Origin of the sequence: Coriobacterium glomerans PW2 (genome assembly GCF_000195315.1) — a bacterium.
In the GTDB taxonomy this organism is placed as follows: Bacteria; Actinomycetota; Coriobacteriia; order Coriobacteriales; family Coriobacteriaceae; genus Coriobacterium; species Coriobacterium glomerans.
This window is the reverse complement of sequence record NC_015389.1, coordinates 872,563-894,318: the sequence shown is the minus strand read 5'-3', so window position 1 is coordinate 894,318 and position 21,756 is coordinate 872,563. Positions and strand designations below refer to the sequence as shown.

The 21,756-nt window shown below is 60.9% G+C and carries 17 protein-coding genes; 4 read left to right on the top strand and 13 right to left on the bottom strand.

What is annotated here, in order from left to right; all coding sequences use genetic code 11:
* Window positions 1–2 precede the first annotated feature (2 nt).
* The 11 genes from mraY to arcA form a co-directional block, all read right to left on the bottom strand.
* Window positions 3–1,037, bottom strand: a complete 1,035-nt coding sequence (mraY, locus tag CORGL_RS03860; RefSeq protein WP_013708615.1) for a phospho-N-acetylmuramoyl-pentapeptide-transferase — start codon at window positions 1,035–1,037, stop codon at window positions 3–5.
* Window positions 1,037–2,473, bottom strand: a complete 1,437-nt coding sequence (locus CORGL_RS03855) for a UDP-N-acetylmuramoyl-tripeptide--D-alanyl-D-alanine ligase (protein ID WP_013708614.1) — start codon at window positions 2,471–2,473, stop codon at window positions 1,037–1,039. Before CORGL_RS03855 ends, mraY begins: the two co-directional genes overlap by 1 nt.
* 92 nt (window positions 2,474–2,565) lie before the next feature.
* Window positions 2,566–4,227 carry a peptidoglycan D,D-transpeptidase FtsI family protein gene (locus tag CORGL_RS03850; RefSeq protein WP_245526947.1) on the bottom strand — a complete coding sequence of 554 codons (1,662 nt, stop codon included), beginning with the start codon at window positions 4,225–4,227 and terminating at the stop codon, window positions 2,566–2,568.
* Window positions 4,228–4,348: 121 nt separating this feature from the next.
* The gene (locus CORGL_RS03845; protein ID WP_245526946.1) at window positions 4,349–4,813 is read right to left on the bottom strand and encodes a hypothetical protein; all 465 of its coding nucleotides are present in this window, start codon (window positions 4,811–4,813) and stop codon (window positions 4,349–4,351) included.
* Between the two features lie 60 nt (window positions 4,814–4,873).
* Window positions 4,874–5,839, bottom strand: a complete 966-nt coding sequence (gene rsmH / locus CORGL_RS03840) for a 16S rRNA (cytosine(1402)-N(4))-methyltransferase RsmH (RefSeq protein ID WP_013708611.1) — start codon at window positions 5,837–5,839, stop codon at window positions 4,874–4,876.
* Between the two features lie 16 nt (window positions 5,840–5,855).
* A complete protein-coding gene (locus tag CORGL_RS03835; RefSeq protein ID WP_013708610.1) occupies window positions 5,856–6,284 on the bottom strand; it encodes a division/cell wall cluster transcriptional repressor MraZ in 429 nt (142 codons plus the stop codon).
* A 338-nt stretch (window positions 6,285–6,622) separates the two neighbouring features.
* On the bottom strand, window positions 6,623–7,567 hold the full coding sequence (locus CORGL_RS03830) for a site-specific tyrosine recombinase (protein WP_013708609.1): 945 nt from the start codon (window positions 7,565–7,567) through the stop codon (window positions 6,623–6,625).
* A gap of 2 nt (window positions 7,568–7,569) precedes the next feature.
* Entirely contained in the window at window positions 7,570–9,231 is a 1,662-nt protein-coding gene (locus CORGL_RS03825) for a CTP synthase (RefSeq protein ID WP_013708608.1), read from the bottom strand.
* Window positions 9,232–9,384: 153 nt separating this feature from the next.
* Entirely contained in the window at window positions 9,385–10,866 is a 1,482-nt protein-coding gene (locus CORGL_RS03820) for a DUF1846 domain-containing protein (protein WP_013708607.1), read from the bottom strand.
* Between the two features lie 308 nt (window positions 10,867–11,174).
* Window positions 11,175–12,170, bottom strand: a complete 996-nt coding sequence (gene argF, locus CORGL_RS03815; protein WP_013708606.1) for an ornithine carbamoyltransferase — start codon at window positions 12,168–12,170, stop codon at window positions 11,175–11,177.
* A gap of 115 nt (window positions 12,171–12,285) precedes the next feature.
* A complete protein-coding gene (gene arcA, locus CORGL_RS03810) occupies window positions 12,286–13,527 on the bottom strand; it encodes an arginine deiminase (RefSeq protein ID WP_013708605.1) in 1,242 nt (413 codons plus the stop codon).
* Between the two features lie 314 nt (window positions 13,528–13,841).
* On the opposite strand from arcA, the gene ppk1 reads away from it, so the two are divergent.
* The 3 genes from ppk1 to CORGL_RS03795 all read left to right on the top strand — a co-directional run bounded on the left by ppk1 (window position 13,842) and on the right by CORGL_RS03795 (window position 18,219).
* Window positions 13,842–16,160, top strand: a complete 2,319-nt coding sequence (gene ppk1 / locus CORGL_RS03805; RefSeq protein WP_013708604.1) for a polyphosphate kinase 1 — start codon at window positions 13,842–13,844, stop codon at window positions 16,158–16,160.
* Window positions 16,157–17,473: a 23S rRNA (uracil(1939)-C(5))-methyltransferase RlmD gene (gene rlmD / locus CORGL_RS03800; RefSeq protein ID WP_013708603.1), complete on the top strand. Its 1,317-nt coding sequence runs from the start codon at window positions 16,157–16,159 to the stop codon at window positions 17,471–17,473. Before ppk1 ends, rlmD begins: the two co-directional genes overlap by 4 nt.
* A gap of 155 nt (window positions 17,474–17,628) precedes the next feature.
* On the top strand, window positions 17,629–18,219 hold the full coding sequence (locus CORGL_RS03795) for a Maf family protein (protein ID WP_041738574.1): 591 nt from the start codon (window positions 17,629–17,631) through the stop codon (window positions 18,217–18,219).
* Between the two features lie 30 nt (window positions 18,220–18,249).
* Here the strand turns inward: CORGL_RS03795 and CORGL_RS03790 are convergent, their stop codons facing one another.
* Both CORGL_RS03790 and glf read right to left on the bottom strand, forming a co-directional pair.
* Window positions 18,250–19,281: a glycosyltransferase family 2 protein gene (locus tag CORGL_RS03790; protein WP_013708601.1), complete on the bottom strand. Its 1,032-nt coding sequence runs from the start codon at window positions 19,279–19,281 to the stop codon at window positions 18,250–18,252.
* Window positions 19,274–20,476: a UDP-galactopyranose mutase gene (gene glf / locus CORGL_RS03785; protein WP_013708600.1), complete on the bottom strand. Its 1,203-nt coding sequence runs from the start codon at window positions 20,474–20,476 to the stop codon at window positions 19,274–19,276. Before glf ends, CORGL_RS03790 begins: the two co-directional genes overlap by 8 nt.
* Before the next feature lie 212 nt (window positions 20,477–20,688).
* On the opposite strand from glf, the gene pta reads away from it, so the two are divergent.
* The gene (pta, locus tag CORGL_RS03780) at window positions 20,689–21,669 is read left to right on the top strand and encodes a phosphate acetyltransferase (RefSeq protein ID WP_013708599.1); all 981 of its coding nucleotides are present in this window, start codon (window positions 20,689–20,691) and stop codon (window positions 21,667–21,669) included.
* Window positions 21,670–21,756 lie beyond the last annotated feature (87 nt).

Sequence of the window (21,756 nt, the reverse complement as noted above, 5' to 3'; positions counted from 1 at the left end):
GATCACAGACCCAGCTGAAAGAGAAGCGCGAACCCGAGTGCCCCGCACGCTGCGGAGATCAACCAGAACCGAATCACGACCTTCGTCTCTGCCCATCCCAGCTTCTCAAAATGATGGTGAATGGGCGCCATGAGGAAGACGCGGCGACCGGTCGCCTTGAAGCTGATGACCTGGATTATGACAGACAGGGCCTCGATGACGAAAAGCGCACCGATGAGCAGCGAGGCGATCTCGGTGCTCGTCGCGATCGCGACGCAGGCGAACGCGGCTCCAAGCGAAAGCGAACCGGTATCGCCCATGAAGATGCTCGCAGGATAGCAGTTGTACCAGAGAAAGCCCAAGCAGGCACCGGCGCACGCAGCCGAGAAGACCGACAGTCCGGGGTCGCCGTTCAGAAACGCGAGGGCGGCCATGACGAGCATAGCGATCATCGAGGTTCCTCCCGCCAGGCCGTCCAGACCGTCGGTCAGGTTGACCGCATTGGAAAAACCCGCGATGAGCACCCATGTGAACACGAGATACAACCAAGGAACCGAGATCAGCCGATCCCCTATCGAAAGTTCACTCGACAATACACCGAGATCGATCTCGAATCCCCCGAGAAAGCGAACCGTCGGCGTCACGCCTCCCCAGTTGACGATCGCCAGACAGAACAGCACGCAGATCAGGGTCAAGCTGATCATCTTGGCATGCGGCGTGAGTCCGAGCGAGCGGCCGCGTGTGACCGAGATGGCATCATCGATGAGGCCGAGCAGACCGGTCGCCAAGGTGGCGGCGAGCACGAGCGCGAGCCGTATGGACACGTGGCCGACGAGCAGACACGAGATGAAGATCGCAGCGAGGATGACCACGCCGCCCATCGTCGGAGTGCCCTGCTTGACGAGGTGGCGACTGGGACCGTCGGCGCGCACCTGCTGGCCGATGCCCTCGAACCTGAGCAGCCAGATCCAAAGCGGCATGAGGACCATGGCCACGCATGCGGCAACCCCGAGCGCGATAAACGCCTGGTAGGTCGGGTAGGCGGGGTTGCCCAACATCAACAAACCCCCTCCACGAACCGATCGAGTCCAACAAAACGCGATCCCTTCACAAGCACGAGATCCCCCCGGCCGAGCCCAGAACCGAAGCGGTCGAGCACGGCATGGGCACTCGATGCGATCTCGATGCGATGCGCGGGCATGCCCATGAGACGCGCCGCGTCGGCCATGGTGCGAGCCGCCTCATGGCCGACGCACACGAGCAGGTCGAGCTGCTTGGCGGCCGCATAGGCCCCCACGAGAGCGTGCATTCGCTCCGACCGCTCACCCAGCTCGCCCATCTCCCCGAGAACGGCGATGCGTCTGCGGGCCCCGGAGAGCGCGAGGAGCAGGTCCAAGCCCGCCGCCATGGACTCCGGACTCGCATTATAGGAATCGTCGATGATCTTGGCGCCGCCCGACGCTAGACGTATCTGCTGCCGGTGAGACGTGATCGCAAGCGCACCGAACGCTGCGATCATATCACGCGGCGAGACGCCCAGATCATAGGCGAGCGCGGCGGCGAGCGCGGCGTCTTGAACCGCGTGGGCGCCGGGGGCGGCAAGGTTCGCCTTGAGCTGGCACCCGTCGCGAAACGATAGCTCGAATGACGCGCACCCCTGATCATCGAGGCGACACCGCCGGACCGTGACATCAGCGTCTGCGCGCGTTCCCGCCAGCGCGATGCGAACCCCCGCCGGCTCGGCGAAGCGATCGCTTATGAAGGACGTGAAATCATCCTCGCTGCTGAGAACGAGAAGCGGTGAGCGCTCGCATTCGGGTGCCGACCAGGGGATCATCCCGGATACGATCTCGGCCTTCGCGCGCGCGATCGCGTCTCGACTGCCAAGCATGCCTATATGAGATGTTCCGATCCTGGTGATGATGGCGTGCGTCGGGGCGGCGCAGCGAGAGAGCCGCTCGATCTCACCGCTGGCGCTCATGCCCATCTCCAGGATGAGGGCCTGGGTGTCCTCAGGAGCTGAGAGCACCGTGAGCGGCATTCCGATCAGATTGTTGCGGTTGCCGATCGTGGCGTGCACGCGATAGCGCGTTGAAAGCAGAGCCGCGACCATGTCCTTCGTCGTCGTCTTGCCGATCGAGCCGGTAATGCCCACGACAGGGCACCCGAGTCGAGAACGGTAGTCATGTGCAAGCGCGAGAAGAAACCTTTCGGCATCGTTCGTGTACGCAACGGCGCAGCCGCGCTGATCGGCCGCCGAGCACAGCTCGCGCGACGGCTCACGCGTGAGAACGACCGCTCCGGCGCCCGCTTGTACGGCGGCGATCGCAAAATCGTTGCCGTCGACGTGCTCACCGGGAAACGCCACGAACACCGCATCGCTGCCGACATCGCGCGAATCTATCACGCAACCGCGGCAGACGCGGTCGGACGGGCCCGCGCAAAGGCGCGACCCCGTGATCGCCGTCATATCCGCTGCCGTGATCTCAATCACTCCATGCTCCTTCATAGCCTGACATCCAGCTGGCAATTGTACCCTACAGACCGCATCCGGTTCGTGCAGGCCCTGTGAGTTCTCCTTGCGGCTCAGCGCGTCGGCGCGACGCCAAGCACCGACAGCGCGGAGGACATCACGCTGCGAAACGGCACCGCTGCGGCATCGGAGCCGTTCGGCGTGCCGTCGAGGGTGATATAGACCAGCGCTCTCGGGTCGCGCGCCGGAGCGAAGCCCATGAATGAAGCCATGTAGCTGTTCTTCTGATAGCCCCCTGATTGCGATGCCCGCTGGGCGGTTCCGGTCTTGCCGGCGATCTCGTAGTTGTCGATTCTTCCGCCTTTGCCGGTTCCCTCGTCAACGACCGTGATCATCATGGAGATATCCTTCGAGGCGGCTTTTTCGCTGATGACGCGCACGTCCTCGTCGCTTTTGTCCACCGCTTTGCCATGCATCGACTTCAGGAGGTGCGGCGTGACCATGATCCCCTTGTTGGCGATGGCCCCCACCGCGCGGGTTATCTCGATCGGTGAGACCGAGATACCCTGTCCGAAAGACATGGAGCCCAAACTCGATCCGTCATAGCTGTCGCGCGACCGAACGATGCCGGTCGCCTCGCCCGGAAAATCGACACCTGACAGGGTTCCTATGCCATATCGTTTCAGATACTCGGAAAAGTGATCGGCACCGATCTTTGCACCGACCATCACCATGCCGGTATTGGAGGAACGTCGCATGATCTCGCGGACTGTCATGGTCATGCCGAAGGTGCGCTTGTCCGCGTCGCTCACCCAATCATCGCCGACTTTGATTTTGGCTGGTACCTCAAAGGTCGTCTCCGGGGTGACCACGCCGAGATCGAGTGCGGCTGCGCAGACGAGCGCCTTGAAGACAGAGCCGGGCTCGTAGGCGTCTGTAACCACGCGCAGGTTCATATCGGCCGCTTGGGTGTTCGCGAGATCGAGCTGATTGTACGTTGGATATGAGCACGCCGCGAGTATCTCTCCGCATCTCGGATCGGTCACGACCACCGACCCGTAGTGAGCCTTCGTCTGCTCCACGGATGCGGCGATCGCCTCCTCGGCGGCGCGCTGGATGTTCGCATCCAGCGTTGTGACGATATCGGTACCGTTGCTCGCGGGAATTTTCTTGTAGGCTCCCCCGGCGATATAGGAGCCGTCTCTGCCTCGCTCGCGAACCAGCGAGCCATCCTCTCCCGCCAAGATGTCGTCATATTGCTTCTCGAGGCCGGAGACCCCTTCGTTGTCGGTGCTTACAACACCCAGCACCTGCGAAGCGAGGGCGCCGTACGGGTAGACGCGCTTGATCGCCGGTTCCGATTCGATGCCTTTGATGTTCTCCGCGAGCAGCCTGTCGGCTTCCTCTTGATCGACCTGGCGCTTGACGTAGGCGAATGATGAGTCGCGGCTGACCTTCTCCTGACAGCTCGCCTTGTCAAGCCCCAGTACCGAGGACAGCGTCTCCGCCGCCTTGTCGCGATCTTCGATGAGCCTGGGATTCACGTAGATATTCTGGCACTCCACACTGGATGCCAGAACGTTTCCGTTTCGATCGTACATGGTTCCGCGTTTCGCATGGAGAACCTGGTTCGATACGCGCCGCTCGTCCGCCCGCTTCCGATCTTTCTGGACATTGATGATCTGATAATCCGTCAGCTTGGCGATGCCCGCTGCGAGTCCCAAACCCAGACCACCCATGAGAAACGTCCAACGGGATATGCTTTCATGCGCCATATCGCTGTGAAACAGATCGGTCGCAGGCCGAGGTCCGCGCGAACCACCCGAGGGCGGTGAACCTGCGCCATGGGGGGCGCGAGGCCGACCTGTGCTGTCACGGTGCCCAGACATGATCGGGCTACTCCGGAGAATGCCCGGAGGAGCCGCTCAGATCGAGATCGACCCCCTCGTTGCATGGAACCATACCGAACGTCGCGGTCGCAAGATCGCGAATGCGCGTATCGGAACCATAGACCGCCTTCATGACCTCCAGAGTCGAACTCTGCTGCCGTGCGTCCTCGAGCTTGCTCGACAACCTGGCGTTGGCATCGAGCGAGGAGGCGGTCAGACTCGCAAGAGCGACGCGAACCCCACCGAGGGCGCAAAACAGCACCATCAGCACGCAGAACACTTTTACGACATGAGTGAACACGGGGCTGACCGCTTGGTTGGCCTCGAGTCCCTCGCCGGTGTAGACGTCGAAGCGGGGGCGTCCCTCAGGTGCCGATCCGCGCTGCGGCCGAGGATCCTGCTCGAATTGCGGCTGAGCCTGCATATCATAAGCGTAGGCTGCGTTCGATGTGTAGTAACCCATGGTATGCATGCCTCCCATCTCGAATACGTCGAACACTGCTGCCGACGGTTGACGTTTCCGTAACGCTGACTAGAGCTTCATCGCCACGCGAATCTTCGCAGATCGCGACCGCGGATTTCGCTCGACCTCCTCGGTCGTGGCGACCAGAGGCTTTTTGGTTATGACCTTGAGTATCGGCACGTTCCCGCATACGCACACCGGAATATCCGGCGGACAGGTGCAACCTCGACTCGCGCTTTGGAACAAGCGCTTCACGATGCGATCCTCCAACGAGTGATACGAGATGACGCAGATGCGACCGGCCGGATTCAGCCAGCGAAGCGCCGCCTGAAGTCCGATCAAGAGCGCATCGAGCTCATGGTTCACCTCGATGCGAATGGCCTGAAAGCTGCGTCGGGCAGGATGCGGCCCCTGACGGCGCGCTGCGGCCGGAATTGCCGCCTTGATCACTTCGACCAGCTCGGTCGTAGTGGATATCGGCTTCGTCTTCCGACGTCTCACGATCTCGCGGGCGATCGCGCCAGCGAAGCGCTCCTCCCCGAACGCGTGCAGTATCCGGATGAGCTCCGCCTCGCTGTAACCGTTGACGACATCGGCTGCACTCGGGCCGCCGCTCTGCGGATCCATGCGCATGTCAAGCGGAGCGTCCTCATGATATGAGAATCCGCGGTTCGGAATGTCGAGCTGCGGACTCGAGACCCCCAGATCGAAAAGAAAGCCGTCGACACCGGGGACCTCCGCTGCGCACAGAAGCTCATCCAGATCTCGGAAGTTGCCTTTCATGAGCCGGTGGGCGACGCCGGGCACCTCGCGATCGAGCCTTGCGGCAGCTGAGTTCAGCGCCATGTCATCTTGATCGATCCCGATGAGCTGACCTTCCGGACCCATCTCGCGGGCAAGCCGCACGGCATGACCGGCGCCCCCGAGCGTGCAGTCGACGATCACCGATGATTCCTCCGGTCGCAACGCCTCGAGCACCTCTGCGACCATTACGGGTTCATGCTGATATTCAGGTGTCAATGTTCCGTTCGCCATCTGCGGTGCTCCGTCGCTATGAGAAGAAGAGATCGGACAGATCGTCCTCGGACTGCATCTGGGTGCGCTCCCAGACCTCGCGGTCCCAGATCTCAAGGTGGTCGAAGTTGCCGATGACCGCTACCTCGCGGCTCAGATTCGCCTTCTGTCGCAGCGCTTCGGACAGGCCGATGCGAGACGCGGCGTCGATATCCGTTCGCGTCGCTCGAGAGTTGATCTTCCTCATGAGCTCCTGATCCTCGCGACCGCGCGGATTGAAGCCCCCTCGGACCTCGAACAACCCCATGACCCAGTTCTTGTACTCATCGCTCGAAAACACATACAGGGCTTCGACATCGGGGGCGGGCAGAACGTACACGTGCTCGTCGAGTTCCTTGCGCAGAGGCGCGGGGAGCGACAGCCGACCTTTCGCATCAAGATTGCGATCGTATGTTCCGGTCAGCATCGTTTTCGCGTCCTCCTCTCACCTTGCTCGACGTTCTCGATACGAGGCCCGCCCCTGTTATCGATGTCCTAATACTATGGGCCGCCTCAACATTACGCAACATTTATTCCCACTTTCCCCCCTTTCTCTATTCATCTCCCCCACTGCTTCAATGGAGCGATAGCGGCGATACGCGAAGTGATAGCCATATATTGTGTTTTGACAACTGCTGGGAGGCATTTGTTGTGCTCAGCGCAAAAGCCTAACCTTCAACTTCACATTGAGCCGTTTTTTCGGGTGCACATCTTGCACATCCGAATGTGAAGATCCGATTTGCACCGATAACGGCCGGATGCGTCTCACAGACGGGCGCGGGGATGGGCGCCGAGATAGATCTCTGTGATCTGCGCGCGATCGAGATGCGTGTAGAGCTGTGTCGTGGTTATGCTCGCATGGCCCAGGATCTCCTGCAGGACTCGCAGGTCCGCCCCGCCGGCGAGCATGTGCGTCGCGAACGAGTGGCGAAGCGTGTGGGGATGGAGGCCATCGATGCCCGCGATTCTTCCCCATCGCTCGCAGCAGGCATGCACCGCCTGACGAGAGAGACGGCCGCCGTTCTTGTTCAGCAGCACCGCCGGCGATGGAGAGGCGCGCCGCGCATGCGCCGCGAGCTCGGAGCGCGGTCCGCTCATATATGCCTCCATGGCCGCCGCGGCCGTCCCGGTGATAGGCACGAGGCGCTCCTTGGATCCCTTGCCGAGTGCATGGAGAAATTCCTCGTCGAGATGAAGATCGCGAACGTCGAGCCCGATCAGCTCGCTCACACGCAGGCCGCAGCCGTAGAGGACCTCCAATGTGGCCCGGTCGCGGGCACCGGCCGCCGTCGGCGCGAAGGGCTGATCGAGCAGGGCGCGCGCCTGTTCTATGGAGATGACGGCGGGAAGGCGGTCCTCTCTTCTGGGAAGACGCAGAGACGCGGTCGGATGCGTCTCGGTGAGACCCTCGCGGATCGCGAAGCGATGAAACCCCTTGACAGCCGAAAGAGCGCGCTCGATCGAAGCCGAGCTATACCCGCCGTCGCGCTTGGCGCAGACGAATGCCTCGACGTCGGCGCGGTCGATCCCATCAAGCCGGTCGATGCCCTCGTCCAAGAGAAACGCGATATAGCTCGATAGATCGCGGCGATAGCCGGCGATCGTGTTCTCGGACAGTCCGCGCTCGACGGACAGGTAACTCAGATAGCTGTCAGCTGCGCGCGCGATCTGCGTGTCGGCTGGTCGGCCGTGAGCAGCACCGTGCTCCATGCCTAGGGTTCCGGAGCGTTTCTGGGCGAAACGTCACAGCGAGAGATCCCCTCATGAGCGGCGATCGCCGCCCGAGCGAACTCGCGAAACAGCGGTTGGGGCTTGGTGGGGCGACTCTTGAACTCGGGATGCGCCTGCGTGGCGACGAACCAAGGATGCGCATCCCCGGAAAGCTCGATCATCTCAACCAGCCGATCATCGGGTGATACGCCGGAGATGATGAGACCGGCGCGCTCCAGATCGTCTCGATAGGCGTTGTTGAACTCGTAGCGATGCCGATGACGTTCGTAAACAAGCTCCTCACCGTACGCCTCGCGCGCAAGAGTATCCCTCGCGAGCTTGCACGGATAGGCACCGAGCCTCATGGTGCCGCCCTTCTCGGTGACCTCCTCCTGTGAACTCATGAGATCGATCACGGGATGGGTGCAATCGGGCTCGAACTCAGTCGAGTTGGCACCGATGAGCCCCGCGACGTTGCGCGCGAATTCGCAGACCGCGACCTGCATGCCCAGACACAGACCTAGATAGGCGATCCCGCGCTCGCGTGCGAAGCGTGCCGCGGAGATCTTGCCCTCGAGACCGCGGACGCCGAAACCTCCGGGCACCACGACACCGGAGACGTCACCGAGAACCTCCTCGACGCTGTCCTCGGATAGATTTTCGCCATCCACGAGGCGGACGTCCACGTGGCGATCGAAGAAGATACTGGCGTGATGCAGCGCCTCGATGACTGACAGATACGCATCGGGAAGCTGGGTGTACTTTCCGACGACGGCGATCCTCACCTCATCCGCGTGGCGATTGGCATGGGTCTGCTTGGACAGATACGAGTCCCATGCGCTCATGTCGCGCCTGCGCGGCTCGAGGCCCAGACGCTCGCAGACTCGCACGTCGAAATCCTGATCCGCGAGGAAACGCGGCACCTCGTAGATCGAGGCGCAGTCTTCATTCGTGAAGACGCAGTCGGGTTCCACGTCGCAAAAGGATGCGATCTTTCCACGGATCACGTCATCGATATGATGATCCGAACGCAACACGATGATATCCGGTTGAATGCCGAGACTGCGCAGCTCTTTCACGGAATGCTGAGTCGGCTTCGTCTTCACCTCATGGGCGGCGGCGATATAGGGCAGCAAGGAGACATGTATATAGCAGACGTTCTTCGGGCCGGCGTCCTTTCGGTACTGTCGGATCGCCTCGACGAAGGGTTGGCTCTCGATATCACCGATGGTTCCGCCGAGCTCGGTGATGACGACATCGGAGTTCGTCTGCTCGCCGATCCTGCGAAAGCGATCTTTGATGGCATTCGTGACATGGGGGATGACCTGCACCGTGCCTCCGAGAAAATCACCTCTTCGCTCGCGAGCGATCAGGCTCTTGTAGATCGCGCCGGTGGTGAAATTCGAATCGCGGGTGAGATTCTCATCGATGAACCGCTCGTAGTGGCCGAGATCGAGATCGGACTCGTAACCGTCCTCGGTCACGAACACCTCCCCATGCTGGAACGGGCTCATGGTTCCGGGGTCAACGTTCAGATATGGATCCGCTTTTTGCATGGTCACCCGGTATCCGCGAGATTTGAGCAGACGGCCCAGAGACGCCGCCGTGATCCCCTTGCCGAGCGATGAGACGACCCCGCCGGTCACAAAGACATGCTTCGTCATTCGCTTCCTGCGCTTTCTATAAGAGGTGGTTGCATACCCGTACCGATGATACTCCTCGATGACACGGTGCCGCGGCGCAAGGTGTCCTCGCACGAAACCCCTGTGTCTCGTACACATCGAACGTCGAGGATCCCGAGCCCGCAGCGGCGACGACTAGCGATGATACAGGGTGTGGAGCTCGTATCGAGGCTCGCAGCACACGTTGATGCCGAGTCTGCGATACAGCTCCTCATCGGTACGCGAGATGATGACCGAGAAGAACGCATCGCACCCGCGCAGGAGCTCCAGCCCCTTGATGACGCGAGCGGCCTCTTGACTGGTTGCCGACGTGATCGACAGCGCTATGAGCGTCTCATCCGAATGCAGGCGATGGTTCGCGCTTGCAAGATGATCCACCTTGAGCTCGCATATGGGATTGATCGCCGCGTCATCGATCACATTCCTGTCGTCGTCCACCCCGCTCACCCTTTTCAGGGCGTTCATGAGAAGAGAGCTCGCGGCACCCAGGCGCTCGGAGGTCTTCCCCGTCACGACGCTGCCGCAGGGCAGCACCATGGCACCCGCCGGAGCCCCCGTTTCGCGTTCGCGCTCCAATGCTGCCCGTCGTCCTCCGAACAGGTCTACGTCCACTCCGGCGCGTTCCATGAGCATCTTGAGTTTGCTTATCTCATCCGCACCGAGACCGGTGCGCTTCACGGCCTCAGCGGCACGGAAATAGCGTCTCACGATCTCCATGCGCGCAGCTGAGCGCACCTCCGTGTCATCTGCGATCGCGAAGCCGACCATGTTTACGCCCATATCGGTCGGGGATCGATAGGGGCTCTCTCCGAGAATGCGCGCCAGAAGAGCGCGCAGAACCGGAAAGATCTCGACATCGCGATTGTAGTTCACCGTTGTGTCGCCATAGGCGTCCAGATGAAAAGGATCGATGATGTTCGCGTCATCCAGATCGGCGGTCGCGGCCTCGTAGGCGATGTTAACAGGGTGAGTGAGCGGCAGGTTCCAGACGGGAAAGGTCTCGAACTTCGCATAGCCGCAGCGCGTGTTGCGTCGAAGCTCATGATAGAGCTGGGACAAACATGTCGCCATCTTGCCCGAGCCGGGCCCCGGCGCGGTGACCACGACAAGTGGCCGTGTGGTCTCGATGAAATCGTTTGCACCGAATCCCCGATCCGAAGCGATCGCGTCGATATCATAGGGATACCCCGCGATCGGATAATGCAGGCTCACTGAAACCCCGAGGCCGATCAGCCTGTTGCGGAACGCCTCAGCGGCCGGCTGATTCGCGAAGCGCGTGATCACGACACCGCCGACATGGAATCGGCGCTGGCGAAATGCGTCCATGAGACGCAGCGCGTCCTCGTCATAGGTGATACCGAGATCGCTTCGAACTTTGCCGTTCTCGATATCGTTCGCATTGATCGCGATCAGGATCTCAACCTCATCGGTCATGCTCTCAAGCATTCGAAGCTTCGAATCGGGCTCGAAGCCGGGAAGCACGCGCGCGGCATGATAGTCGTCGAAGAGTTTGCCTCCGAACTCAAGATAGAGCTTGCCGCCGAGTTCCTTGATGCGCCGACGAATCCTCTCGGCCTGCAGCTCGATATATCTCTCGTTGTCGAATCCCTGGCGCATGTCCGCGAGTTCCTTTCATAGCTGGATCAACTGACGACCTACGAAGTATATCGGAAACCTCGGGTATACACGGAACAGGCGAAATATCAGCAGAAACCCTACTGGATCGCAATCGGGGAACGTGCGCGAACCGGTTGAGAAGAGCCGTGCCGTCCCTACGAGACGTCACTCGCCTCGATGCCAGAGGTTGAACCCCGATCGATGCTGAGGCATCGCATCCGCATGTGAGGACATCTGCTCGGAGTCCGTGAGAAGCGCTGTGAGAACTCGATGCGAGCGCTTCTTCGATCTGCTCCGTGCAAAGAGACTCATCTCAGCGTCGCGAGCATGACCGCCTTTATGGTGTGCATGCGGTTCTCAGCTTGATCGAAGACCTTCGATTGACTTGATTCGAACACTTCATCGGCGACTTCCATCTCGTCGATATGGTATCTCTTCGCGACAGCCGCCCCGATTTCGGTTCGCGTATCGTGAAATGATGGCAGGCAATGCAAGAAAATAGCCGAGGCATCAGCCATCCCCATGACCTTGCTCGTGACGCGATACGGGCTCAGCAGCTTGATCCTTTCGGCCCACACATCATCAGGCTCCCCCATGGACACCCACACATCCGTGTAGATGACATGCGCTCCGCTGCAAGCGCGGTTGACATCTTGTGTCAGCGCAACGGTGCACCCGTTCGCCTCGGCGATCGGTTTGCACGCATCGACCACATCTGCCGAGGGCATGCATTCAACAGGACCGCACGCGACGAAGTCCAGCCCGAGCTTCGCACATGCGACCATGAGCGAGCGACCCACGTTGTTCTTGGCGTCACCCATGAAGACGAGCTTTCTGCCTCTGATCTCGCCGTTGAAGTTCTCAGAGATGGTCAGCATGTCTGCAAGCATCTGCGTGGGATGCCACTGATCAGTCAGGCCGTTCCAGACGGGCACACCGGAGCAGGCGGCGAGCTGCTCGACGTCATCTTGAGAGAACCCCCTGAACTCGATCCCGTCATACATGCGTCCCAGCACGCGCCCGGTATCTTGTATGGATTCCTTCTTGCCCATCTGCGAACCTGACGTGTCAAGGTAGGTTGCCCCCATGCCAAGATCGCTCGCGCCGACCTCGAATGCGCAACGCGTGCGCGTCGACGTCTTCTCAAAGATCAGAACGATGTTTTTGCCCTCGAGATAGCGATGAGGCGTACCGCAGCGCTTGAGGCGCTTGAGATCGCGCGACAGATCGAGCAGGTATCGTATCTCAGCTGAGCTGAAATCGAGAAGCTTGAGAAAGCTGCGACCGGAGAGGTTGACCGCCATGTAGCATTCCTTTCCATCGTAGGGGCTCGCATGAGCCCCTCGTCTGATTCGGGGGACATCAACATGATAGCCCGCCTTGCATCAGCTTGGAGCAGACGCGCCGCCAGCGAAGAATTTACATGTCCTCGCGCCATAGCGGCATGCTCATGCATCTGGGGCCTCCGCGGCCGCGAGAGAGCTCCGCGGAGGGAATGGTGATGAGATCGAGCCCCTCCCGATCGAGAAGGTCGTTCGTGACGGTGTTGCGATCGTACACGCAGATCCGCCCCGGTGCGATCGCAAGCGTGTTCGACCCGTCATTCCACTGCTCTCGATCAGCCGCGATCGGATCGTTTCCACCGCACGGAATGAGCTTGATCTGATCGACGCCCGTCGCATTCTCCAAGATGTGCTCGAGCGTGTCGTTGATCTCGCGGATCCTGACTTCGCGAGGGCGGTCGCCCGCGCTCAACTCGAACACCTGAAGCGTTCCCATGATCGCTGGATGAATAGTGAACTTGTCGACGTCAATTTGCGTGAACACGGTGTCCAGGTGCATGAAAGCGCGGGAAACCGGGATGTTGAAAGCCAATATGCGCTCGATGCCGGCGGCTGGATCCCACAGGATGCTCTGAGCGATCACGTCGACGGCCGCCGCCTGCGTACGCTGAGATATGCCGATCGCAACGGTTTTCTCGTTGATGTTGAGCACGTCGCCGCCCTCGATGTGAAAGGACGCGTCCCGATCAAAGTAGCGCGGAACATCTCGAAAATCGGGATGGTATCGGAAAATGATCTCGCCATAGAGCGTCTCACGGTTGCGAGTGCGAGAATACATCCGATTCAGGCTCACACCCGAGCCGACCGACGCGAACGGATCGCGTGTGAAATAGAGGTTGGGCATGGGATCGACGATCAGATGCGACTCGCGCGAGCCGCTGAGCAGAGCGTCGAGCGTCGACGAGCTTCTGAGCGGGATATCGATCTCGGCTCTCGTGAGTCCGGCCATCGTCTTCTTTACGAACTCCACGTTATCCTCTATCACCTCCAGCCGACTTCGAACGGCACCGGGCGTGTGCTCCCCTTTGATTCCGGCCTCCGAGATGTATCGATCCAGAAACGCCCCGCGCGCCTCAGGAGCGGCATCGAAGGCGGCGGCGACCAGATCCTCCAGATACACCACCTCGACGCCTTGGCGGCGCAGCTCTCGAGCGAATGTGTCATGCTCGCGCTGAGCGACTTCCAAAAAGGGAATATCATCGAACAGCAGCCGATCGAGCTCGCCGGGCGGAAGGTTCAACAACTCGTCACCGGGCCTATGCAGGCACACCCGTCTGAGCGGCCCGATCTCGGTATGTACGTGTACGCCTTTATCCATGTTGTTGCTCACCTCTCCGGCAGCGGCCGGTCCATGTCAGCTCGCGCGCTCAGGGACTCGCGGTGAAGTGCGTCTGCGCCGCGCGATCATGTCTCTGACAAGAGCAAACCGTATCATAGTACCCGAACGGTCTCTGACATTTCAATATCGGCGCGCGCCGCGCATCGGTGCCGGGTATACGTGGGAAACCCGTAAAATATGTTGCCGACACACCAGCGGAACCATTGCCCGCACATCTCGTAGAGTATACTTTGAGGTTCACCGCCGAGCGCGGAACACAGAGCAACGACTGATCGCGATGAGGGCGAGGATCAATGGCTTCGAAAGGCAAGAGAAAGCAGAAAGGCAAGTCTGCGGAGAATATCGGCCAAGAGTCGGTTACCGAGGTGGCACCTGAGCAGCGTCACGACTTCTCATACACTCAGAATCGCGAACTGAGCTGGCTGCGCTTCAACAACCGAGTGCTTGACGAGGCATTCGACGAGACGGTTCCGGTTTTAGAGCGTTTCAAGTTCGTCTCCATCTTCGAGTCGAATCTTGACGAGTTCTTCATGATCCGCATAGGGGGACTCTCCGAGCTGGCAAGGCTCAAGCATCAGCCGGTCGAGAACAAGACCAATCTCACTCCGACCGAGCAGATCGACCGGGTCCTGGAGGCGCTCCTTCCGCTCAGCATTCGCTATGAGGATGCATTCCATAAAACGGAGAAGAACCTCGATATCGGCGGGGTCCATCGAGCGCTGCCGGACTCGCTCGGCAGCGACGACCGGACGTTCGTCGAACGGTACTTCCAGTCATACGTGTCCCCTATCATCTCGCCGCTCATCATCGACCCCAGGCATCCCTTCCCCAATCTTCGAAACGGCGTGCTCTATCTCGTCTGCTCGCTGGATAAGGAGGACGAGCATGCGCTCGTGGGTCTCATCGAGATCCCGACCTCCATGAACCGAGTCATCTCATTGCCCAGCAAGAAGGACGAGTACCGCTACATCCTTCTCGAGGACGTGATCCGCGCATGCCTCACGATGTGCTTCGGCGCCTACGTTCCACGCGACCAAGCGGTCATTCGAGTCACGCGCAACGCTGATATCGATCCGGACGGCGAAGGGGTCGAGGAGGAAGAGGACTATCGTCAGCACATGAAGCGCATCCTGAAGAAGCGCCTGCGTCTGCGTCCGGTCTGTCTGCACATCAATGGCACGCTCGATGGCGATATGTACAAGATCATCCGAAAATCGCTGAAGCTCGCCAATCGCTCGATCATCTCCACGACCACGCCGCTCGATCTCAGCTACGTCGAGATCCTCGAGACGCGTCTGCCGGAGGCCCGGCGCCCGACGCTACTGTTTGCGCCGTTCAGGCCGCAGGCGAGCGCTATGTTCGAGGCAGACCGACCCATTCGCGATCAAGTCCTCGAGGCGGATAAGCTCCTGACCTATCCCTACGAATCCATGGGGACGCTGCTCGATCTCATTCACGAGGCCGCCTACGACGATCGCTGCATCTCCATCAGGGTGACGCTGTATCGCGTGGCCAAGCAGTCAAGGTTGTGCGAGCAGCTGATCGATGCGGCGGAAAACGGCAAGGACGTCACCGTGCTCATGGAGCTGCGCGCTCGCTTCGACGAGCAGAACAACATCGAGTGGGCCGGACGCCTCGACGAGGCGGGCTGCACCGTGATATACGGTTCGGAGGGCTTCAAGTGCCATTCGAAGATCTGCCAGATCACCTACAAAGACGATGTCGCGGTCACTCGGATCACGCTGCTCGGAACCGGCAACTTCAATGAGCTGACAGCGAAGCTCTACTCCGACTTCATGCTCATGACGGCGCACGAGGGCATCGCGGCAGACGCGAACGACTTCTTCCGAAATCTCTCGCTCGGCAACCTCACAGGCGACTATCGCTATCTCGGTGTCGCGCCCGCAGGCTTGAAACCGCTCATCATGAACGGATTGAACCGCGAGATCGATCGAGCGCGGTCGGGCATGCCGGCGCGCGTGTTCTTCAAGCTCAACTCCCTTACAGACCGCGAGGTCATCGACAAGATCGCCGAAGCGTCGCAAGCCGGCGTCGAGGTGCAGATGATCATTCGAGGCATCTCCTGCCTGCTGCCCGGCATCCCGGGCAAGACCGACAACGTGCACGTGCGCTCTATCGTGGGACGCTTTCTGGAGCATGCGCGCATCTACTCGTTCGGCGTGGACACCGATATCGTCTATCTCTCCTCGGCCGATATGATGACCCGCAACACCGAGCATCGCGTCGAGATCGCCTTTCCCGTGCTCGATCCGATCTGCCGGGGCCTGGTGCAGGAGTTCATCCGCGTGCAGCTCGCGGATAACGTGAAGGCCCGCCAGCTCACAAGCGCGGGCGAGTGGGAGAAGGTGGCGCACCACGCCGATGAGACTCCGTTCAACTCTCAGGAGTACCTGCTGCAACGAGCCTATGCGAACGCCGTGGAGGCCGATGCGGCCCAGCGCCGCAGACAGATGGAAGCAGGGGCGCGACCGCGCGTCAGGCCGGTGATATCAGCTGATTCAACGGTGCCGCTGGCAGTCGGCGCAGCGCTTGAAGAGGAGCCGACCGAGCCGGTCGGCTCGCACTTCCGTCGTCCGGACGTCAATCGATGAGGCTTGCGATCGAGCGCATGACCTACGGTGCCTGCGGCCTCGCGCATGTTGAAGACGGCCGGGTCGCCTTCGTGACAGGCGGAGTCGTCGGCGACGTCGTCGAAGCAGTGATCACCTCGGAGAACTCCTCGCATGTCCGCGCGACCGCGACCGAGGTGCTCGAGCCTTCTCCATCGCGCGTCGAGCCGCCATGTCCGCTCGTTGGCATCTGCGGCGGCTGCCCCTGGGGGGCGCTCGCCCGACAAGAGCAGCTTGCCGCCAAGCAGGAGAATCTTGTCTCAGCGCTCGAGCGCATCGGAAGGTTCTCCTCGGAGCGCGTGCGGGAGCTGGTAAAACCGATTCGCAGCACTCCGCAGGCTTGGGGCTATCGCAACAAGATCGAGATGACGCCGATCATCGAAGGCGGTCGGATGCGTCTGGGCCTCCATGGATGCGATCCGACGCAGATCGTCTCGGTGAAAACGTGCCCCCTTTTTGAGAAGTCCTTCGCCAGCGCCCCGCGCTCAATCGCAGGTGCTCTCTCGTATCTGGGCAACTCGCGCGATCTGTCACTCGAACGCGTCGGTATCCGCGCGTCGCGTCGCACGCGGGCTCTGGAGATCGCGCTGTGGACACCGACGGGGGGCTTCCCGCGCGCTCAGACGGTGCGGGTTCTCTCCGACGCCGTCGAGGCGACCGGTGTGGTGCGCGTGATGTGCAAAGGGGAGAGACGGGCCAGACGCGTAAGCGCGCAGGAGACGCTGCACGGCAGAGGCTCCTGGACCGAGCGGCTCGGGCCGCAGGAGCTGAGCGTGTCCGCTCCATCGTTTTTCCAAGTCAACACTATCGGAGCGGAGATCCTTATCGATCTGGCGCTCACAGCTCTGTCGCCTTCATCCGACGAGATCGCGATCGATCTGTACAGCGGAGCGGGCACGTTCACCTTGCCGCTCGCATCTCGGTGCGCCGGCGTCGCCGCTGTGGAGTCGTTTGGACCCGCCGTCCGTGATCTCAGACGCAACCTCGAGCGCGCCCGAGCCGATAACGTGGAGGTCATCGGAGGCGACGCGGTACGCGAGTTCCCCGATCAGGACGCAGACGTGCTCCTCGTGGATCCGCCCCGCGCGGGACTCGCCGCCGAGGCGATCACCCTGATCGGCCAGACGAGCGCGCGCGATGTGGCATACGTCTCTTGCGACCCCGCGACCCTCGCCCGAGACCTCGCGCGCTTCGAACGAGACGGCGTGTTCCGACCGGTTGCCGTAACGGCAGTCGATCTCTTCCCGCAGACATTTCATTGCGAGGCCGTCGCGCATCTCTCGCGATGCTCATGATCCAGAGCCGAGCTGGGAGGCGGAGCGCTCGACATCGCGCGTCGTGCGCGACGAGCGATGTCGAGCGCGAGAATACGAACAGCCGAGTGCTGCCCCGCTTGGCTTCAAATGTTTCAAGACCTCTCAGACGAGTGGGCGAAATGGGGTGTTCCAGTTTGATTCTTGCATCGCGCTCCCCGCGACGCGTTGAGCTCATGCGCGACGCCGGCTACACGTTTCACGTGATACCCGCTGATATCGATGAGACACCGCTTCCCCGTGAGGAGCCGCTCTCGCTCGTCGAGCGGTTGGCGCGCACGAAGGCGATGAGCGTCGCCACCAGCGCCGCCAGCGGGCGTGAGATCGTGCTCGCGGCGGACACCGTCGTCATAGCCGACGGCGTCGCGCTGGGGAAACCCAAAGACGAAGCTGATGCGCGCCGCATGCTCGCGCGTCTCTCGGATCGCATGCATCAGGTAGCCACCGGCGTCTGCATCGCCCTCGGCGCGAACGCGACAGGATCGGAGCCCGCGCTCGTCTCACAGGAGTTTACCGTCGTTACAGATGTGGTGTACTATCCGCTCGACCAAACGGAGATCGATGAGTACATCGCGTCGGGAGAACCCTTCGACAAGGCGGGGGCCTACGGCATCCAGGGAATCGGCGGTCGCATGCTCGTGAAGAGTATCTCCGGGGACTTCTACAACGTCATGGGACTTCCCATAGCCGCGGTCGCGAGACACCTCAAGCGTCTTTGCGATGCCTGAGGAGATCTGCGGCGAGGTCGACGTGCGCGCTCAGTTGAAATTGAAGATTCTTCTCGCGGCGCGGTACAGACCGATCGTGATCCGCTCGCCGAGCGACGTCGGAAGATTCGTGCTCACACCGAGCACCCCGTAGCGCGCGCGACGATACATCCGCGCATCGCGTCTCTTGAGATCGCTCCACAGACAAGCGAGCGCGACGCGGGCAGTCGCGTCATCGGAGAGCTTTGTGAACACCGAGCAGATGGCCATCATCATCGTGAAGTAGCCCATCATATAGGAACGCAGGCGCGGGGCGGCTACGTCCTCGTAGAGCCGATACGCCTCCATCATGATACGGGTGACGCGAAGCTGCTGATCGAGGCGTCGAATCATGACGCTCTCGTTCACACTCTGCCCCTCGCGTCCGATGAAATACCGATACAGGTCGATATCGGCATAATAGATCGTGTCGCAATGCGGCAACGGCACATAGGCATAGATATTGTCCACGTAAAACGTGTGCGCGGGCAGCGGCAGCGCCGCCTTGCGCAGAACGTCGACGCGGTAGCACAGACTGTGCATGAGAAGATTCTGATCGGGACGGAAGCGTCCGATAGCGTCCCAACCGAAAACTCGACCGACGGGCAACGCCGAGCGATAGTTGATCGCGACATGCTTGTCCTCATGAACCTTCTCGTAGACGTAGTTCGAGATGAACAGATCGACGCGCTCGGCTCGATCAAGAAAGCCGCGTAGAACCGAGAGCATGGAGGCGAGAGCCCGGGCGTCGAGCCAGTCATCGGAATCAACGACCTTGTAGTATATCCCGGTCGCCTCGCGCAAACCCGCCAGCACAGCGATGCCGTGCCCGCCGTTCGGCTGATGCAGGGCGCGGATGAGCCCTGGGGCGCGAGCGGCCCACGCATCCGCCTTGGATGCCGTCTCATCGGTCGAGCCATCATCTACGATGATGATCTCGATGTCTGTCGCATGTCCGGCCCCTTCGAGAATCGAGCGTATGCAATGATCCATATCATTGGCTGAGTTGTAGCATGGGATGCCGAACGAGACGACCTTACGCATGATAGGCGATGATCTCATCTGATAGGTCGAGGGCCGAGCGTGTGACGGCATCCATATCATAGTATCGGTACTCCGCCAGACGTCCAACCGGATGGAAGTTCGTCAGGTTCTGCACGCGCTCAGCGTACTGCTCATAGAGCTCTCGATTCTTGGAATCGATAATCGCATAGTAGGGGGTCTGGCCGGTCCCGGCGGCATAGGGGCCGGGGTACTCTCGCATGATGGTCGTTTTATCCGGAACGATCTGTCCGGTCATGTTCTTGAACTCGGTGATGCGTGTGAAGTCCTCGCTCGTGGTGTAGTTCACCGTCGCCACCGGCTGGAACCGATCGATGTCGAGCGTCTCGAAACGCATGTCGAGCGTACGGTAGGGCAGCGCACCCAGATCGAGACCGAACAGCTCGTCAAGTGGACCGGTGTAGACGATCTCGCCACCGTAGACGCGTCCGAGCACCTTGACGGTCGTCTCGGTGATCTCAAAGATCTCGCGAGCGTCGACGTTCAGAAACACATCGATGCGGTCGTGATCGAGCAGGTTCTCGAAGAGCGCCGTGTAACCGTGACGGGGCATTCCCTGGAAGGGGGCCTGCGGAAAATACCGATCGTCATCACCGATGTAGATGGGAACGCGCCCGGTGATCGAGGGGTCGATCTCGTCTGGGGTCTGGCCCCATTGCTTCATGGTGTAGAACAAGAAGACGTTCTTGTAGACGTAATCAGCAACTTCGATGAGATCGGGGTCGTTTTTCTTGCGCAGTTCCATGATCGGAACCTTCTTATCCGCACCGAAGGTGGAGATGAGCTTGCGATACAGCTCTTCACCGCGCGTCTCACCGAACGCGAGCAGAAGACTTTGATGGTTGAACGGCACCGGCATGAGGGTGCCGTCGATATCCGCGAGCACCCGATGCTGATAGTCGGTCCACTTCGTGAAGCGAGACAGGAAGCCGTGGACATCCTCGTTATACGTATGGTAGATATGGGGACCATAGCGGTGGACGAGAATCCCCTCATCGTTCACGAAGTCGAAGGCGTTGCCCGCGATGTGATCGCGCCGTTCGAGCACCGCCACCCGAAAACCCGCGGTTTCCGCGAGACGCCGGGCGCACACGGCACCGGCGTAGCCGGCTCCGACGACGATCATGTCATAGGATTCAGGGCTGAAGGCTTCGGGAAGTCCGGAAACTGTCTGCATCAAGGCTCCTTTGACGCTCGAGTGCAAGGCAAGCAGCGCACACGTGTCGATTTAATAGAGCGATTATAGCGCTCACAAGCCTATAATGAGCCGTGCCACACAAGGAAAGCTCAACAAGCTGAACGCGCGCAGCCTGATTGCAGACCCCCTTAGGGTGTCGATGCTTCGAGACGTGCGCCGAACCGGCTTGGGGGCCCGAAGGGAGGAGAGCTATGAACTCATTTCTGACTCGAATGAAACAGGCGGCGCAAACGGACCTCAAAACGATCGTGATGCCCGAGGGCGAGGATCCGCGCACCGTGGAGGCGGCGCGAACGATCGTGAAGGAGCATCTCGCCAAGATCATCATCTTGGGCGATCCCGCCGAGATCGACGTCGCAGGCGTCTCTGTGATCGATCCGGAGAACGCGGACCGCAGAGAGGCCTACGCTCGGGCTCTCTGCGAGCTGCGCGCGAAAAAGGGGATGACGATCGAGCAGGCTCGAGAAACCATACGCGACGCGACGTATTTCGCCACCATGATGGTCAAGATGGGAGACGCCGACGGTCTCGTCTCGGGCGCGTGCCACTCGACCGCTGACACGCTTCGGCCCGCGTTGCAGATACTCAAGACCGCCCCGGGCACCAGAATCGTGTCGAGTTTCATGATGATGGTCGTTCCCGAGTGCGATCTCGGCCAGAACGGAACGTTCATCTTCGCCGACATCGGCCTCAACGAGTACCCGGATGCCGAGCAGCTTTCCGACATCGCGATCTCGAGCGCCACATCCTGGAAGGCGTTCATGGGCACCGAGCCGAAGGTCGCCATGTTGAGTTACTCGTCGAAGGGCTCTGCGAAAGGCGAGCATGTCGATCTGGTGCGCGAGGCCTCCGAGCTCGTCAGCAGAAAGAGCCCGGATCTGCTGTGCGACGGCGAGATGCAGCTGGACACCGCGCTGGTGCGCTCAGTCGCCGAACTCAAGGCACCTGGTTCTGCGGTCGCCGGCGCAGCGAACGTCCTGATCTTCCCGAACCTGGACGCGGGCAACATCGGCTACAAGCTCGTCCAGCGTCTCGCCGGAGCCGAGGCGTACGGCCCGCTGCTGCAGGGCATCGCCAAGCCGGTCAACGATCTGTCACGGGGGTGCTCCGTCGATGACATCGTCGGCGTCGTCGCCATCACCGCGGTGCAGGCGCAGATGGCCGAGGCGTAAGAGCCCGCGGGCTCGCATGCGAGCTGCGCGTCCGAACAAGATCGCCCCCGCCGATGCACGGCTCGGCATCGGCGGGGGCGATCGCGC

Excerpts from the sequence above, each read along its gene's own strand:
- ppk1 (WP_013708604.1), top strand. The coding sequence starts at position 13,842 with ATGGCTTCGAAAGGCAAGAGAAAGCAGAAAGGCAAGTCTGCGGAGAAT.
- CORGL_RS03825 (WP_013708608.1), bottom strand. The coding sequence starts at position 9,231 with ATGACGAAGCATGTCTTTGTGACCGGCGGGGTCGTCTCATCGCTCGGC.
- CORGL_RS03820 (WP_013708607.1), bottom strand. The coding sequence starts at position 10,866 with ATGCGCCAGGGATTCGACAACGAGAGATATATCGAGCTGCAGGCCGAG.
- CORGL_RS03835 (WP_013708610.1), bottom strand. The coding sequence starts at position 6,284 with ATGCTGACCGGAACATACGATCGCAATCTTGATGCGAAAGGTCGGCTG.
- arcA (WP_013708605.1), bottom strand. The coding sequence starts at position 13,527 with ATGGATAAAGGCGTACACGTACATACCGAGATCGGGCCGCTCAGACGG.
- rlmD (WP_013708603.1), top strand. The coding sequence starts at position 16,157 with ATGAGGCTTGCGATCGAGCGCATGACCTACGGTGCCTGCGGCCTCGCG.
- pta (WP_013708599.1), top strand. The coding sequence starts at position 20,689 with ATGAACTCATTTCTGACTCGAATGAAACAGGCGGCGCAAACGGACCTC.
- CORGL_RS03850 (WP_245526947.1), bottom strand. The coding sequence starts at position 4,227 with ATGGCGCATGAAAGCATATCCCGTTGGACGTTTCTCATGGGTGGTCTG.
- mraY (WP_013708615.1), bottom strand. The coding sequence starts at position 1,037 with ATGTTGGGCAACCCCGCCTACCCGACCTACCAGGCGTTTATCGCGCTC.
- argF (WP_013708606.1), bottom strand. The coding sequence starts at position 12,170 with ATGGCGGTCAACCTCTCCGGTCGCAGCTTTCTCAAGCTTCTCGATTTC.
- CORGL_RS03845 (WP_245526946.1), bottom strand. The coding sequence starts at position 4,813 with ATGCATACCATGGGTTACTACACATCGAACGCAGCCTACGCTTATGAT.
- rsmH (WP_013708611.1), bottom strand. The coding sequence starts at position 5,839 with ATGGCGAACGGAACATTGACACCTGAATATCAGCATGAACCCGTAATG.
- CORGL_RS03830 (WP_013708609.1), bottom strand. The coding sequence starts at position 7,567 with ATGGAGCACGGTGCTGCTCACGGCCGACCAGCCGACACGCAGATCGCG.
- glf (WP_013708600.1), bottom strand. The coding sequence starts at position 20,476 with ATGCAGACAGTTTCCGGACTTCCCGAAGCCTTCAGCCCTGAATCCTAT.
- CORGL_RS03790 (WP_013708601.1), bottom strand. The coding sequence starts at position 19,281 with ATGCGTAAGGTCGTCTCGTTCGGCATCCCATGCTACAACTCAGCCAAT.